Annotated in this window: 13 protein-coding genes; 7 read left to right on the forward strand and 6 right to left on the reverse strand. The window is 72.0% G+C overall.

Features of this window, described 5'->3' with window-relative positions:
- Nucleotides 1-69 precede the first annotated feature (69 nt).
- Together QSK36_RS02845 and QSK36_RS02850 are read left to right on the forward strand one after the other, a co-directional pair.
- A complete protein-coding gene (locus QSK36_RS02845; RefSeq protein WP_285781223.1) occupies nucleotides 70-2,115 on the forward strand; it encodes a hydantoinase/oxoprolinase family protein in 2,046 nt (681 codons plus the stop codon).
- Nucleotides 2,105-3,952 (forward strand): hydantoinase B/oxoprolinase family protein, encoded by a 1,848-nt coding sequence (locus tag QSK36_RS02850; protein ID WP_285781224.1) that lies wholly within the window; start codon nucleotides 2,105-2,107, stop codon nucleotides 3,950-3,952. Before QSK36_RS02845 ends, QSK36_RS02850 begins: the two co-directional genes overlap by 11 nt.
- 13 nt (nucleotides 3,953-3,965) lie before the next feature.
- On the opposite strand, the gene QSK36_RS02855 is transcribed toward QSK36_RS02850, so the two are convergent.
- Nucleotides 3,966-4,256 (reverse strand): hypothetical protein, encoded by a 291-nt coding sequence (locus QSK36_RS02855; RefSeq protein WP_183536440.1) that lies wholly within the window; start codon nucleotides 4,254-4,256, stop codon nucleotides 3,966-3,968.
- A 108-nt stretch (nucleotides 4,257-4,364) separates the two neighbouring features.
- On the opposite strand from QSK36_RS02855, the gene QSK36_RS02860 reads away from it, so the two are divergent.
- On the forward strand, nucleotides 4,365-4,829 hold the full coding sequence (locus tag QSK36_RS02860) for a hypothetical protein (protein WP_285781225.1): 465 nt from the start codon (nucleotides 4,365-4,367) through the stop codon (nucleotides 4,827-4,829).
- A gap of 2 nt (nucleotides 4,830-4,831) precedes the next feature.
- Here QSK36_RS02860 and QSK36_RS02865 read toward each other — a convergent pair whose 3' ends face one another.
- The gene (locus QSK36_RS02865) at nucleotides 4,832-6,757 is read right to left on the reverse strand and encodes a hypothetical protein (RefSeq protein WP_285781226.1); all 1,926 of its coding nucleotides are present in this window, start codon (nucleotides 6,755-6,757) and stop codon (nucleotides 4,832-4,834) included.
- A gap of 210 nt (nucleotides 6,758-6,967) precedes the next feature.
- Between QSK36_RS02865 and QSK36_RS02870 the strand changes: the two genes are divergently transcribed.
- The 3 genes from QSK36_RS02870 (at nucleotide 6,968) to QSK36_RS02880 (ending at nucleotide 9,940) form a co-directional block, all read left to right on the forward strand.
- A complete protein-coding gene (locus tag QSK36_RS02870) occupies nucleotides 6,968-7,123 on the forward strand; it encodes a hypothetical protein (RefSeq protein WP_161628001.1) in 156 nt (51 codons plus the stop codon).
- Nucleotides 7,124-7,274: 151 nt separating this feature from the next.
- A complete protein-coding gene (locus QSK36_RS02875) occupies nucleotides 7,275-8,441 on the forward strand; it encodes a CaiB/BaiF CoA transferase family protein (protein WP_285781227.1) in 1,167 nt (388 codons plus the stop codon).
- A complete protein-coding gene (locus tag QSK36_RS02880) occupies nucleotides 8,438-9,940 on the forward strand; it encodes a carboxyl transferase domain-containing protein (protein WP_285781228.1) in 1,503 nt (500 codons plus the stop codon). The genes QSK36_RS02875 and QSK36_RS02880 overlap by 4 nt, the downstream gene beginning before the upstream one ends.
- A 69-nt stretch (nucleotides 9,941-10,009) precedes the next feature.
- Here the strand turns inward: QSK36_RS02880 and QSK36_RS02885 are convergent, their stop codons facing one another.
- From QSK36_RS02885 to QSK36_RS02900, 4 genes are read right to left on the reverse strand one after another with little or no spacing between them, the layout of a single operon-like run.
- The gene (locus QSK36_RS02885; RefSeq protein WP_285781229.1) at nucleotides 10,010-10,456 is read right to left on the reverse strand and encodes a hypothetical protein; all 447 of its coding nucleotides are present in this window, start codon (nucleotides 10,454-10,456) and stop codon (nucleotides 10,010-10,012) included.
- Nucleotides 10,453-10,911, reverse strand: coding sequence for a hypothetical protein (locus tag QSK36_RS02890; protein ID WP_285781230.1), 459 nt, complete (start codon nucleotides 10,909-10,911; stop codon nucleotides 10,453-10,455). Before QSK36_RS02890 ends, QSK36_RS02885 begins: the two co-directional genes overlap by 4 nt.
- Before the next feature lie 10 nt (nucleotides 10,912-10,921).
- Nucleotides 10,922-11,713, reverse strand: coding sequence for a carbon-nitrogen hydrolase family protein (locus QSK36_RS02895; protein ID WP_285781231.1), 792 nt, complete (start codon nucleotides 11,711-11,713; stop codon nucleotides 10,922-10,924).
- Nucleotides 11,643-12,686, reverse strand: coding sequence for a DUF418 domain-containing protein (locus tag QSK36_RS02900; RefSeq protein ID WP_285781232.1), 1,044 nt, complete (start codon nucleotides 12,684-12,686; stop codon nucleotides 11,643-11,645). The genes QSK36_RS02895 and QSK36_RS02900 overlap by 71 nt, the downstream gene beginning before the upstream one ends.
- A 244-nt stretch (nucleotides 12,687-12,930) precedes the next feature.
- Between QSK36_RS02900 and QSK36_RS02905 the strand changes: the two genes are divergently transcribed.
- Nucleotides 12,931-14,106 (forward strand): pyridoxal phosphate-dependent aminotransferase, encoded by a 1,176-nt coding sequence (locus tag QSK36_RS02905; RefSeq protein ID WP_285781233.1) that lies wholly within the window; start codon nucleotides 12,931-12,933, stop codon nucleotides 14,104-14,106.
- Nucleotides 14,107-14,109 lie beyond the last annotated feature (3 nt).

The following is a 14,109-nucleotide window of genomic DNA, read 5'->3' on the forward strand; positions in this document are numbered from 1 at the left end:
GACAGGACGGCGATTCTTCGGCAGAGTGCGCCGGTTCTTCCGATCGGCGGCGATCGGTAGACACGGAGCATGTCCAGCGTCCGCATCGGGGTCGACACAGGCGGCACCTTCACCGACGTCGTGCTCGTCGACGAGGAGTCCGGCCAGATCGTCACGACCAAGACTCCCTCGACTCCTGCCAACCCGGCCGACGGGTTCATGGCAGGCGTTCACAAGGTGCTCGAGGCCCACGCGGGGTCCCGCGCCCTCGATGCCGTGTCCGCCCTCGTCCACGGCACCACCGTCGCCACCAACCAGTTGCTGGAGGACCGCCCGGACGGCACCTCTCATCTGGGCTTCGTCACCACGGAGGGCTTCGAGTCCGTCCTGGAGATCGCCCGGCAGAGCGTGCCGGACGGGTACGGCAACTCCTACTTCTGGGTCAAGCCGCCGCGGATCGTGCCCGTCCACCGGGTGCGGACCGTCGGGGGACGGCTCGACCACCTCGGCCGTGAGGTCCGGCCGTTCGACGAGGAGCAGGCCGCGGACGTCGCGCGGTGGTTCAGGGAGCGGGGCGTCACCGCGATCGGGGTGTGCTTCCTGCACTCCTACGCCGACCCCGGGCACGAACGGCGGATGCGCGAGGTGCTGGAGCGCGAGCACCCCGAGGCGGTCGTGTCGCTGTCGAGCGACGTGCTGCGGGAGTACCGGGAGTACGAGCGGTCGGTGACCACCCTGGTGGACGCGGCGGTCAAGCCGATCATGCGGCGGTACATCGAGAACCTGTCGGAGCGGCTCGGCCGGCCGTTTTCCGTCATGAAGAGCAACGGCGGCGTGCTGTCGGCGGCCGAGGTGGTGCACCAGCCGATCACGACCGTGCTGTCCGGCCCGGCTGCGGGGGCGCTCGGCGCGGCGCTGATCGCGGGGACCGCCGGGCACCCGAGCGCCATCACCCTCGACGGCGGCGGCACCTCGACCGACGTGGCCGTCGTGGTGGACGGAGAGCCGTCGCTGACGACCGAGGGCAGCATCGGCCGCTACCCGTGCAAGATCCCGATGATCGACATCGTCACGGTCGGGGCGGGCGGCGGATCCATCGCCTGGATCTCCCCCGAGGGGACGCTGAAGGTCGGCCCGAGGTCGGCGGGCGCGGACCCCGGGCCGATCTGCTACGGCAGGGGCGGCACCGAGGTGACGGTGACCGACGCGCACGTCTTCCTCGGGCGGGTGCCCCCGCATCTGCTCGGCGGCGAGATCCCCCTCGACGTCGCCGCCGCGCGGGCGGGCGTCGAGGCGCTGGCGGGCCGTCTGGGGCTGACCCCGGAACGCTGCGCCACCGGGATCCTGGAGATCAGCGCGTTCAACCAGTCGAACGCGATCAGGCAGATCACGGTCCAGCGCGGCCTCGACGTGCGGGACTTCCCGATGGTCGCCTTCGGCGGCTCCGGGCCGCTGCTGGCCTGCCGCCTCATCGACATCCTCGGGCTGCGGGCCGCGATCGTCCCGCCCGACCCCGGGAACGTGTCCGCGTTCGGCCTGCTCACGGTCGACGTGAAGAACGACTACGTGCGCACGCACGTCGCCCGCGACCCCTCCCCGGATGCGCTCGGCGAGATCCTCGCCGACCTGGAGGCCCAGGCGGCGGCCGCGCTCGACCGCGAGGGATTCGCCCAGCACGTGTACGCGCGCAGCGCCGACCTGCGTTACTACGGCCAGGCGTACGAGGTGCGGGTGCCGGCCCCCGACGGCCCGGTGGACGAGGCGTGGCTCGCCGTGATCGCCGAGCGCTTCCACGCCGAGCACGAGAGGCTCTACGGGTACGGCTACCGCGACGACCCCCGCCACGCCGTCGAGTGGGTCAACCTCCGGGTGTCCGGCATCGGCCCGATCAACCGGCCGAAGATCGCGCGCAGGCCCCATCAGGAGGACGAGCCGAGCCCGGTCGCGACCCGCGACGTGTACTACGACCAGTGGGGCCGGACCGTGATCTACCGCCGGGCCGACCTCGGCGCGGGAGCCGCCGTGCGCGGCCCGGCCGTGATCGAGGAGTACGGCTCGACCCTGCCGGTGCACCCCGGCTTCACGGCGACCATGGACGACTACGGCAACCTCGTGGTGGTGAGCGATGACCGATAGGAACGTCGACCCCGTGCTCGTGGAGATCGTGGAGGGCACGCTCGCCTCCGTGGAGATGGAGGTGGAGACCGCGATCGCCCGCACCGCCCGCTCGCCGATGATCCGCGACGCCCACGACTTCCGCGCGGGCATCCACGACGCGCGGCTGCGCAAGCTGACCGGCCGCTCCTATTCGGCGCTGGTGCAGCCGATCGTCCGCGACTTCCCCATCGGCACCATGCGGCCCGGCGACGTCTTCTTCCACAACGACGTCTACCTCTCGGAGGGCGGCATCGGCCACCTGCCCGACCTGTGCGTGACGGTGCCGGTCTTCCACGGGGGCGACGTCGTCGCGTTCGTCCAGGCGTTCGGCCACCACGACGACATCGGCGGCGCGGTGCCGGGATCGATGCCGTCGCACGCGCGCAGCGCGTTCGAGGAGGGCCTGATGGTCCCGCCCATCAAGCTCTGGGACCAGGGCGTGCCCAACCGCGCCGCGCTCACCATCATGACGCGCAACTCCCGGATGCCCGATTCGCTGGCGGGGGACCTCGACGCGGAGTGCTCGGCCTGCCTCATGGGCGCCCGGCGGCTCGGCGAGCTGTTCGACCGGTACGGCCGGGAGGCGATCGAGGCGTGCTTCGACGCGATCATCGACAAGACGACCGAGACGTTCCGCCGCGAGCTGCTCGCGAAGATCCCCGAGGGTGTGCACATCTGGGAGGACTACGCCGAGCACGACGGCGTGGACGAGCCGCGCCTGCACATCCAGCGGATCACTCTCACCGTCGACCACGCGGCGGACACCCCGCTGACCATCGACTTCACCGGCACCTCGCCTCAGGCCAAGGGACCGATCAACCACGCCGGCGACTACGCCGACGGCGTCTTCCTGAAGAAGTGGCTGGCGCCGATCCTGCGCAACCTCGCCGACACGCCTGAGCGGATGGCCGAGCTCGACGTCAACGAGGGCGTCGTGCCGCTGATCAGGATGGTCTTCCCGGAGAAGGGCACCCTGCTGACGCCGATCTTCCCCGCGCCCACCAACGCCCGTACGTTCGTGATCCTGCGCCTGCTCGGCGTGCTGGCGGGCGTGCTCGCCAAGGCGACCGGCGGCCGCATGCCCGCCGACCAGGAGACCATCCGCTACACCGGCGTGTACGGCGAGTCGGACGACGGGCCCTACCTCATGCGCGAGGTGCTCGGCGGCGGCTCGGGCGGGCGCTGGTACGCCGACGGGGAGGACACCATCCACGTGGTGCCCGACAGCCGCAACATCCCGGTGGAGTTCGCCGAGGCACGCTGGCCGTTCCGGGTCGAGCGGCTGGGCCTGGCCGTGGACAGCGGCGGGCCGGGGGAGTTCCGCGGCGGCCTCGGCTACGACAAGCACATCCGCATGCTGCGGGACGCCTCCTTCATGTCGATCGCCGACCGCTCGATCCTGTCGTGCTGGGGGGTCAACGGCGGCCGTGCGGGCCGTCCCTTCCAGGTCACAGTGGACGGCGTGGAGATGGAGGGCCTGGTCGACGACTTCCCCGTACGCGCCGGGCAGGTCATCCGCATCCGCACGACCGGCGGAGGCGGCTGGGGCTCGCCCTACGACCGGCCGGCGGAGAGGGTGGCCGCCGACGTCCGCGACGGGAAGGTGTCGCCCGAGGGCGCGCGCGAGGACTACGGCGTCGTGCTGTCCGTGTTACACGAGGCCGGAGCCGTCGACGAGGTCGTCGTGGACGCGGAGGCGACCGAGCGCCTGCGGGAGCGGCTGCGCGAGACGCGTCCCGCCGCCTTCTTCGACCGCGGCCCGGGGTACCCCGAACTCTCCGGCGGCCTTCCGCACGCGGAGGTGGACACCGTCTGACGTGCCGCCGGCCTCAGCCGCTCATCGCGGCGGAACGGGAGACCCTGGCGGGTGTGGCGCGCAGCTCCGCCTCGAGCTCGGCGATCACGTGCTGAACGGCGCTCCTCATCCGCGCCCGGCGGCCGTTGAGTTCTTCGGCGAAGGCGCGAGCCGCCGGGCCCACCCATACCGGTTCACCGCCGAACTGGGCGCAGGCCCGGTCCAGGGCCGTCTCCAGGACGTGAACGTGCTCCCGAACCGTCTCGAGCGCGGCCCGCAGGTCGTCGTACTTCGGATTCGGCACCAGGTCGTCGTCCGTGGGCACGTTTCGGGCTCCCGTTTACAGCGGCAGAAAAGACAGGTGGTCGTAGCGTGCTACTCCCTGAGATTATGTGGCCGGATATGGTTCCGGCGAGACACGGAGGCGGACTCGATGCCCGGCGCGCCCTTTTCCGTACGGCTACGCCCCATCGCTGCCGCGCTCCTGCTGGCGCTTCTCACCTCAACCGCCTGCACATCAGAAGATTCCCCCACAGCAGCGCAAGCAGGCCAAACCCTAAAAAAGCACGTCCTTCAACTACTGAAGGAGCGTAACGCCCAGAACGTGACCATCACCGACCCCGGCGGCAAGAACATCCCCTGCGGCGACGGCAAAGCCAAGCAAACCTTCGCGGCGACAGGGGAAGATATCGCACCCAGAACGAGCCCCGAGAACATCCGAGCCGCGCTGCTCGGCGCTGTGGAACGAGTAGCCACCTACAAGGTGGTTGACGCCGGTTCTCTGTCCAAACCGGTTCATGTCGTGAATGACTCGACGCGAACCCAACTGGTGCTTGACGCGCCTGGCAATGGCATTTACGCAGTCAGTGGAGAGACCAGGTGTCTTCCTGCCGCGTGAGATCAGCCAAGTGTTGCCGCGCGAGATCTGCCGTTGTTCTTTCGTCCCTCGAAGATATCGCTCAACTTCTTCGACTCTTCGCCCAGTGAAAGATCGTCTCTGCCGCCGAGGCCGTTGGCGATGAACCATTGGTCGAGGGCTCGCAGGCCCTGGTTGCCTGACTGAGCTATGGCGGCGAAGGGGCGGAGGTTGCCCTCGCCGTCCGCGATGGCGACACCGGGCGGGCAGGTGGCCTGGTAGTCCTTGGGCGATACGGCCGCGGGGAACCCGGCGCCGAGGAGAAGCCCGGCCACGGTGTGCTGTCGGCCCAGGGTTTCGGCGTCGTCGCTGTCGCGCAGTCGCTCGACGTTCGTCTCCTCACTGGGGCTGATGTTGTTCAGCAGGCCACGGCTCTGGTCGAGCATCAGCCACAACAGTTCCCCCTGCGGCAGGGCCTTGCCGAGCACCAGCTGGCTGACGTCCCAGGCCATGTCGTCCGCGATGTCGTTCCGTTCCGCGACGTCGTCGAGAGCCTTGAGGTGTTTTTCCGCGGCGGCGAGTTCGAAGCCGCGGACGTTGCCCAGCGCGGCGAAGAGGTCGTCCAGGCGAGAGGGGTCTGCCGCCTTGAGCATCGGCGGCACGTTCACGCCGACGAGGCGCTTGGCGAGATCCCCCATGCCCTGATCGAAGGGCCTGCGGTCGGACTCGCTGCCGGCGAAGGTGAGCAGGAACCGGTAGGTGTCCTCCGGGCTCAGCCGGAACGCCGGTGACAGTCCCGGCACGCGCGACTCGACCGGGCCGAACGCGCTGGGCAGCAGCTGGTTGGAGTCGCCGAGGTTCGCGCCCTCGGTCATCTCGGTGGCGTACGCGCCCGCGATCTCGGCGAGGTGGACGCGCGTGGGCGGGGCGAAGCGGAACCCCGAGGTCCCGGTGACGACGGCGAAGGCGAACCGCGCCGCGACGTCACTGTGGGCTCCGTCCTTCTCGTCGTACGCGCCGGACGCGGCGGCGAGCATCCGCCCGAACGCGTCGGCGGACGTGGCGTCCACGGCCGCGCGCTCGTTCAGATCCCGCAGGAACGTCACCAGGTCGGGCCGCCGGTCACGCGAGCCGAGACCCGGGCGCGTGAGCAGGCGGGCGGCGGCGTCCCTCGGCAGCGGACTGTTCCTGGTCGCCAGCGCGATCGCGAGCCGCGCCGCCGCGGGATCGGCGGCCAGCGCCTCGAGGTACGGCGTCAGCGTCTCGCCGCGTGTCGTCTCCCCGGGGAGGAACACCTGTGTGGCCACCACCTCGGCCAGCCACTCGGTGGGCAGTCGCCCCGCCGACAGCAGGTCGCCGATGTCCCTTCGGTCCTCCTCGTCGTCCGCCCTGGTGCGCACGGCGGCGGCGACGGCCGCGAAGCCGGGGACCGCGGACCTTCCGCTCACCGCCGAGCCGAACGCCCGGCTCGCGGTCCGCACGGCCTCGTCCACGTTTTCCTGCAGCACCTGGCGCAGCCGCCGGGGCAGTTCGACGGTCCGGCGTACGCCGATGCCGGCGAAGAAGGCGGCGGCGAACTCGGAGTCGTCGGCGTGCGCGGCCAGGTCCTCGACGAGCTTGCGGTACTTGTCCACGAGGTGGAAGTCGAACGGGGCGTCCGGATCGACGTCCTTGTACGCCGCGGCGAGTGCGCCGCCCAGCCGCCGGGCCTCGGCCGACCCGAGGAGGTTCTTCTCGTCGTACGGCACCAGCGAGCCCGGCGACCAGCTGGGCGCGTGGGAGAGGCTCACGGCCATCCGGTGGCGGCGGCGCAGGTCGGGCAGCCGTTCGTCGATCCACCGTTCGACCTCGCCGATGGGGCTCAGGGACGCGGCGGGCAGTCCCCTCGCGGCGAACACCCGCCGGACGGCCTCGGCGCGTTCCCCGATTACCCCGCGGGCGTGCTCCAGTTCCTTGACGAAACGATCCATGGGCCCTGGGGATATGCCGCTGAAGTCCGGAGACAACGGCCCCGTGCCCGGTGCATCCGATCCCACGTCTCGCCCCCAGGTCGCGTACCGACACCGCACGTCGTCCCCGGTCTTCACCGTACCGTCCCGCGCGCCCCCGGCACCGGTGATTGGCGGCGGTGTCCGTGGGTAGCCGTCCAGTAACGGCACAAACGGGATGGTGAGTTATAAATGGCATCTATCGTCCAGCGCATCAGGGACTACCTGCAGAGCCCCAAGGGCCGGGAGAACGTCGAGAAGGCCAAGACCGCGGCGCGTGATCCGCAGAACCAGCAGCGGCTGCGCCGGCTGATGGACCAGTGGCGCGGCCATCGCACGCATCGCTGACGCAGCCCGGGGTGGGGGGCGGCCCGGGGGCGCCGGGCCGTACGGGCGGCCGGGAGCACAGACCGGGCTGTCGCGTCTGCGGGGTGACCTGGCAGGCTTTCCGGTGGAGACCGAAGGACGTTCTCCTTAGCGACCCCCGTGGAGGCTGGCCGTGCAGGGACCTCTCAGCGGCATCGTCGTCCTCGATCTGTCCCGGGCCCTCGCCGGGCCGCACTGTGCGCAGATGCTCGGCGACCTGGGCGCCGACGTGATCAAGGTGGAGCACCCGTCGGGGGACGAGTCGCGCGGATGGGGCCCGCCCTTCGTAGGCCCGGATCACGACATATCCACGTACTTTCTCGCGGCCAACCGCAACAAGCGGTCGCTCACGGTGGACATGAAGTCCGAGGAGGGCCGCGACCTGATCGAGCGGCTCGTACGGCAGAGCGACGTGCTGGTGGAGAACTTCCGCACCGGCGTGCTCGACCGCCTCGGGTTCTCCGCCGAGCGCCTGCACGTGCTCAATCCCCGGCTGGTGATCCTGTCCATCACCGGATTCGGCCACGACGGTCCCGAGGGCGGCCGGCCGGGCTACGACCAGATCGCCCAGGGGGAGGCCGGGCTGATGTCGCTGACCGGTCCTTCGCCGGACGAGCCGTACCGGGTCGGAGCCTCGATCGCCGACCTGCTCGCGGGCATCCACGGCGCTTACGGCGTGGTCGCGGCACTGTACGAGCGCGAGCGCACCGGTCGCGGGACGGTCGTCAGGACGTCCCTGCTGGCGTCGGTCGTGGGTGTGCACTCCTACCACGGCACCGCCTGGACCGTCGGTGGCGCGGTGCCGAAGGCGGGCGGCAACCACCACGCCTCCATCGCCCCGTACGGCGCCTTCCGCTGCGCCGACGGCATGATCCAGATCGCGGTGGCCAACGACGGGCAGTGGCGCAAGGTCGCCCAGCTACTGGACATCGATCCCGAAATGCCGAAATATGCGACGAACAGGGATAGGTTCGCCCATCGGGAAGAGCTGATCGCCGAGATGGAGAAGGCGCTGGCGGCGCACGACCGCGAGCACTGGCTCGCGGCGCTGGGGGAGATCGGCGTGCCCGCGGGCGCGATCCGGTCGATCGACGAGGTGTACGCCTGGGACCAGGTGCGGTCACAGGGCCTGCTCGTCACCGTCGACCATCCCGTGCTCGGCCCGATCGAGCTGCCCGGCCCGCCGCTGCGGTTCGACGGCCGAGCCTCGGATGACGGGCATGCCGCGCCTCCGGGCCTGGGCCAGGACAACGACGCCGTGCTCGACTGGCTGGCCGAACGGGAGCGGCGCTCGCCATGAGCGAAGGCGACGTGGGCAGGCCGGACGCGCGGACGCTGATCGCGCGAGTGCTCGACGCGCACTCGTGGAAGTCGTGGGACGAGCCTCCGCGGGACCGGGCCGCGCCCGGGTCGGAGTACGCCGCCGAACTCGCCCGCGTCCGGGCCGGGACGGGGTACGACGAGTCGGTCGTCACCGGTGAGGGCACGCTCGACGGACGCCGGGTGGTCGTCGTCGCCTGCGAGTTCTCCTTCCTGGCCGGCTCGATCGGGGTGGCGGCGGCCGAGCGGCTCGTCCGGGCCGTCGAACGGGCCACCGCCGAGCGCCTGCCGCTGCTCGCCGCCCCCGCCAGCGGCGGCACCCGCATGCAGGAGGGCGCGCTGGCCTTCACCCAGATGGTGAAGATCACCGCGGCGGTCGCCGCCCACCGCGCCGCCGGCCTGCCGTACGTCGTCTATCTGCGCCATCCCACGACGGGCGGGGTGTTCGCTTCGTGGGGCTCGCTCGGGCATGTGACGGCCGCTGAGCCGGGCGCGCTCATCGGCTTCCTCGGGCCTCGGGTGTTCGAGTCGCTGCACGGCTACCCGTTCCCTCAGGGAGTCCAGGTCGCGGAGAACCTCTACGCCCATGGGCTGGTCGACGCCGTGGTCTCGGCCGAGGACGCGCGGGAGATCGCCATCCGGGCGCTGGCCGTGCTCTGCGCCCCGCGCGCGGGCCTGAACCCCGGCCAGGAACCCGAGGAGGCGGCCGAACCGGCACCGGCGTGGGAGGCCATCACCCGCTCGCGCCGCGACGACCGCCCCGGCGTGCGCGACCTGCTCAGATACGGCGCGCGGGACGTGACCCCGCTGCACGGCACCGGCACGGGGGAGCGCGACCCCGGCCTCCTGCTGGCGCTGGCCAGATTCGGCGCCGCGCCCGCCGTCGTCCTCGGCCAGGACCGGCGGCGGCAGCGGGCGGGCAGCACGCTCGGCCCGGCCGGGCTGCGGGTGGCCAGGCGCGGCATGCGCCTGGCCGGCGAACTGCGCCTGCCGCTGGTGACGGTCGTCGACACCGGCGGGGCGGAGCTGTCGAAGGCGGCAGAGGAGGGCGGCCTGGCCGCCGAGATCGCCCGCTGCCTGGCCGACCTCGTCATGCTCGACGCGCCGACCGTGTGCCTGCTGCTGGGGGAGGGCGCGGGCGGCGCCGCGCTGGCCCTGCTCCCGGCCGACCGGGTCGTCTGCGCGCAGCACGCCTGGCTGTCGCCGCTCCCGCCGGAGGGCGCGTCGGCGTTGCTGTACCGGACCGTCGACTTCGCCCCGGAGATCGCCGCCGCACAGGGCGTACGCGCCGCCGACCTGCGGCGGGACGGCATCGTGGACAGGATCGTGCCGGAACGGCCGGACGCGGCGTACGAGCCGGAGGAGTTCTGCCGCAGGGTCGGCCGCACGCTCGAACACGAGATCGCGGGCCTGCTGGACCGCCCCGCGGGGGAGCGGACGGCGGCCCGCTTCGCCCGCTACCGGTCGCTCGGCTCCTGAACCGGCCGCCTCGTCACACCCGCCCACCGGCCCCGACGCCGGTCGCCGGGCTCCCGAGAATCCGGGTCCTCAAGGACTCTCGTGACCGTCCGCCCGGTCAGGAGTGAGCGGCACGGGCACGCGCTCCACCCGGATCGCGTGGACCTCGTCGCGGGGCACGACCACCTCGTAGGCGCCATGGTCCACCAGCCAGTAGCCGAGCGCCTCGGCCTTCAGTCCGTTGTGGCCGGTGTAGGCGATGTGCAGGCCGCCCTCCCCGCCGTCGCCGCCGTCGTCCTCGTCAAGCACGAGGCACGGCTCACCGCCGAACGCCCCGACCGTGCGCAGCAGGGTCAGCCGCTCCAGCGCGCCGCGGCTCACCCGCAGCCGCCAGTAGCCGCCCGCGGAGGTGAACCCCTCCTGCGGCGTCTCGCTGAACAGCACGACGTCGTCGCCGCCGGGCCCGACCGCGGCGGCGTAGTCCCGGTCGCGGTAGCGGGCGACGAATCCCAGGCCGACCGGCTCGATCTCGCTCATCGCGCCGGCCGCCAGGTCAGGCCGTCGTACCCGGCGTAGGGACGCTCACCGGCCGCGGTGAGGTGGACGATCTCCGCGCCCGCGGGGATCGGCATGGGCATCGTGTGGAACTGCGGCACCACCTGCTCGCGCGAGGCGGTGAAGCCGTTCCCGGTGAAGGGCGGTGCATCGCTCCAATCACCGCCCATGTGCGGGCCGTACGGGACGACGTAGGTGTCGATGTCCCGCGCGTCCCAGCGCATGATGTACAGCTCGGGCACGTCCGGCGTCAGCTCCGATCCGTCGAAGCACAGGTCGAGGGCCTCGACGAGCGCGGCGGGGGTGGTGAGGCGGTCGCAGTCCTGCACGCGGTACACGTAGCCGGAGATGATCGTGCGACGGCCCGACAGGTACGGCACGAGCAGCCGCGGCGGAACCACCTTCTGCATCCGCGTCCTGCGTCCCGGCTCGCTCATGGGGCCAAGTTTACGATCTGTGGACTCCGAGCCGGCGGTGTTCGAGCGAGGGGAGGGTGGCGCGCGCGGTCTCCGTCCACGCCGCGTCGATCTCCGCGATCAGCACGCCGGGGCCGGTGCCCAGGTCATGCCGGGCGACGCCCATCGGATCGACGAGCATGCTGCGGCCCACACCGAACCCGTCCGGTATGGCGGGATTGGGCGCTTGACCGACCGCGATGGTCAAGGTGGTGTTCTCGATCGCCCTGGCCCTGACGAGGGTCGTCCAGTGGTCCTCCTTCAGCGGCCCCGAGCCCCAGGCGGCGATCACCGCGAACGTGTCCGCGCCCTGGTCGACCAGCGCGCGGGCCAGTTCGGGGAAGCGGACGTCGTAGCAGGTGATCAGGCCGATCCTGAGCCCGGCCAGCTCCACGACCGCCGGCGCGTCCCCCGGCGCGACCAGCTTCGATTCCTTCGCGCCGAAGGAGTCGAACAGGTGGATCTTCCGGTAGGCCGCGGCGAGCGAGCCGTCCTCCCGCAGGGCGACGGCCGTGTTCCAGACCCTGCCGTCCGCGGCGGGCTCGAAGACGCCGGCGATGACGGCCGTACCGTGCTCGCGCGCGGCCTCGGCCAGGCCGGTGACGAACGGGCCGTCCAGCGGCTGGGCGGTCTCGAGGATCCCCGGGCCGAACCGGGCGAGCGTCGCCTCGGGGAACACGGCGAGGTCCGCCCCCCGCGCCCGTGCGAGGGCGTCACGCACGGTCGAGAGGTTGGTCTCCGGGTCGTGGTCGACGGGGATCTGGCACAGCGCTACGCGGGTCACGGATCACAGTCTGCCCGGTCGCCGCCACACCCCACCAGGTGCCCCGCGAGGTGCCCCACCAGGTAAGCGTGCGCCACACCCACTCCAGCGGGCCGTACCGGTGCCGGGCGAGCCACCACCTGCAGAAGACCGCCTGCGCGGCGACGGTGACGACGGCGAGCACCACGACGGCGGCTCCCGTGCCGTCGGCCTTCAGAAGCGGCATCGCCACCACGATCACCGTCGTGCCCGTCACGTAGTTGGTCAGCGTCATCCGGCCCAGCGCCTCGAACACCGCCGTATGACGGGCGAGCAGCAGGAACGCCGTCGCGTACGCCACCGCGGCGCACAGCGCCGCCGCCTGGTAGACCCCGCCGCCGGGCGGCGCGTGGTTCCACCACCAGGCCAGCCCGGCCGCGAGCAGGGCCGCCGCCCCGCACACGACGCCCAGGAAGGGCCCGCCGCCCAATCCGTCAGCCCCTCCAAGGCGCCCGGCCCCCCTCCTCGGCTCCGCCTCCGGGGCGGCGGCCAGGCCGAGCAGGAACAGCGCGGTGATCAGCACGTACGGATGGGGGTCGAGCACGGCGGCGACCAGGACGCCGCAGCCCACCAGCAGCACGGCCGCCCGGGGAAGGAAGCTCGCCGGCAGCAGGACGACCACCCCCAGCAGCGCGTACGGCAACAGCACCTCGCCGGGGTCGATCAGGATGTGCGCCGCGCCCAGCGCCGCGAGCACGGCCAGGCGCCGCAGCATGACGACGCGCGGGCGCCGCGTGCGCAGCCGTGCGGAGCGCAGGAACAGCGCGAAGGACAAACCGAACAGGAACGCGAACATCGGGTAGAAGCGGCTCTGGAACAGGTTCTCCATCACCCAGTCCAGCGAGGTCGGCCCCTGCTGCACCCTCTGCTGCCAGGCGTTGACCAGCATGATCCCGCACACGGCGAACCCACGCAGCGCGTCGACCCGCCGGATCCTGCCTGCCGCCACGCTCACCCGCCAGTCCCTTCGTCAGCGCGCGTCGAGGCGCGGGTCCACCCGTCGGCGGCCACGCCCCGCAGCGCCCGCTCGTGCCCCATCATGGCAAGTCGTTCGATCGCGGTTCCAGCGCCTCTGGCCCAGGGCGGACGGACGGAGACCCGGCAGCGCGTCACTTCCGCCGGGAATTCCGGGCAGGGGAAGGCGGGCGGCGGCCTCGGCGAGCCCCGCGCCCTCCGTGGCCCCGGATAGGGTGAGGGCCGTGAGCGAGCCGCTGGTGCGGCGGATGCGGGAGTTCGGCACGACCGTGTTCGCCACGATGACGAAGCTGGCCGTGGAGACGGGCTCGATCAACCTGGGCCAGGGCTTCCCGGACACCGATGGGCCGGAGCGCATGCTGGAGCGGGCGGTCGAGGCCGTGCGGAGCGGTCTCAACCAGTACCCGCCCGGGCCGGGCCTCCCCGAGCTGAGGCAGGCGGTCGCCGAGCACCGCAAGCAGTGGTACGGCCTCGCCTACGACCCAGACGGGGAGGTCCTCGTCACCGTCGGCGCCACCGAGGCCATCGCCGCGGCGATCCTCGCGCTCTGCGAACCGGGCGACGAGGTGGTCGTCTTCGAGCCCTACTACGACTCCTACGCCGCGGCCGTCGCGCTCGCGGGAGCCGTGCGCAGGGCGGTCACGCTGCGTGTCGACGCGGGGCGGTTCACCTTCGATCCGGCCGAGCTGGAGGCGGCGATCACGCCCCGCACCCGGGCGATCCTGGTGAACTCGCCGCACAACCCGACCGGGACCGTGTTCACCCGCGAGGAGCTGGAGTGCGTCGCCCGGGTCTGCCTGGAGCACGACCTGATCGCGGTGACCGACGAGGTGTACGAGCACCTCGCCTTCGACGGCGTCGAGCACGTTCCGCTCGCCACGCTGCCCGGCATGCGCGAGCGCACGGTCATGATCTCCTCAGCGGGCAAGACCTTCAGCGTGACCGGCTGGAAGACCGGCTGGGTGTGCGCTCCGGCGCCGCTCGCGGGCGCCGTGCAGGCGGTCAAGCAGTTCCTCACCTTCACCGCGAACGCCCCCTGGCAGGCCGCGGTCGCGTACGCCCTGCGGGAGGAGATGGAGTGGGTCGCGGCCCAGCGGGCGGCCCTGCAGGCCAAGCGGGACCGCCTCGTGACGGGCCTGGCGAAGGCCGGCTTCGACGTGCTCCGGCCGGCCGGCACCTATTTCGTGCAGACCGACATACGGCCGCTCGGCTTCGACGACGGTCTGGAGCTGGCCCGGCGGCTGCCCGAGCTGGCGGGGGTGGTGGCCATCCCGACCCAGGTCTTCTACGACCACCCCGCACGGGGTCGTCACTTCCTGCGGTTCGCCTTCTGCAAGCGGGACGAGGTCATCGACGAGGCGGTGGCCCGCCTGCGCCGCCTCGGCGGCGATCAGGTTTGATTA

The organism is Microbispora sp. NBRC 16548, from assembly GCF_030268985.1.
GTDB lineage: Bacteria > Actinomycetota > Actinomycetes > Streptosporangiales > Streptosporangiaceae > Microbispora > Microbispora catharanthi.

What these genes read in the sequence shown, in the direction of transcription:
- QSK36_RS02850 (WP_285781224.1), top strand. Translation starts at nt 2,105, where the DNA reads ATGACCGATAGGAACGTCGACCCCGTGCTCGTGGAGATCGTGGAGGGC.
- QSK36_RS02865 (WP_285781226.1), bottom strand. Translation starts at nt 6,757, where the DNA reads ATGGATCGTTTCGTCAAGGAACTGGAGCACGCCCGCGGGGTAATCGGG.
- QSK36_RS02890 (WP_285781230.1), bottom strand. Translation starts at nt 10,911, where the DNA reads ATGAGCGAGCCGGGACGCAGGACGCGGATGCAGAAGGTGGTTCCGCCG.
- QSK36_RS02860 (WP_285781225.1), top strand. Translation starts at nt 4,365, where the DNA reads ATGCCCGGCGCGCCCTTTTCCGTACGGCTACGCCCCATCGCTGCCGCG.
- QSK36_RS02845 (WP_285781223.1), top strand. Translation starts at nt 70, where the DNA reads ATGTCCAGCGTCCGCATCGGGGTCGACACAGGCGGCACCTTCACCGAC.
- QSK36_RS02885 (WP_285781229.1), bottom strand. Translation starts at nt 10,456, where the DNA reads ATGAGCGAGATCGAGCCGGTCGGCCTGGGATTCGTCGCCCGCTACCGC.
- QSK36_RS02870 (WP_161628001.1), top strand. Translation starts at nt 6,968, where the DNA reads ATGGCATCTATCGTCCAGCGCATCAGGGACTACCTGCAGAGCCCCAAG.
- QSK36_RS02880 (WP_285781228.1), top strand. Translation starts at nt 8,438, where the DNA reads ATGAGCGAAGGCGACGTGGGCAGGCCGGACGCGCGGACGCTGATCGCG.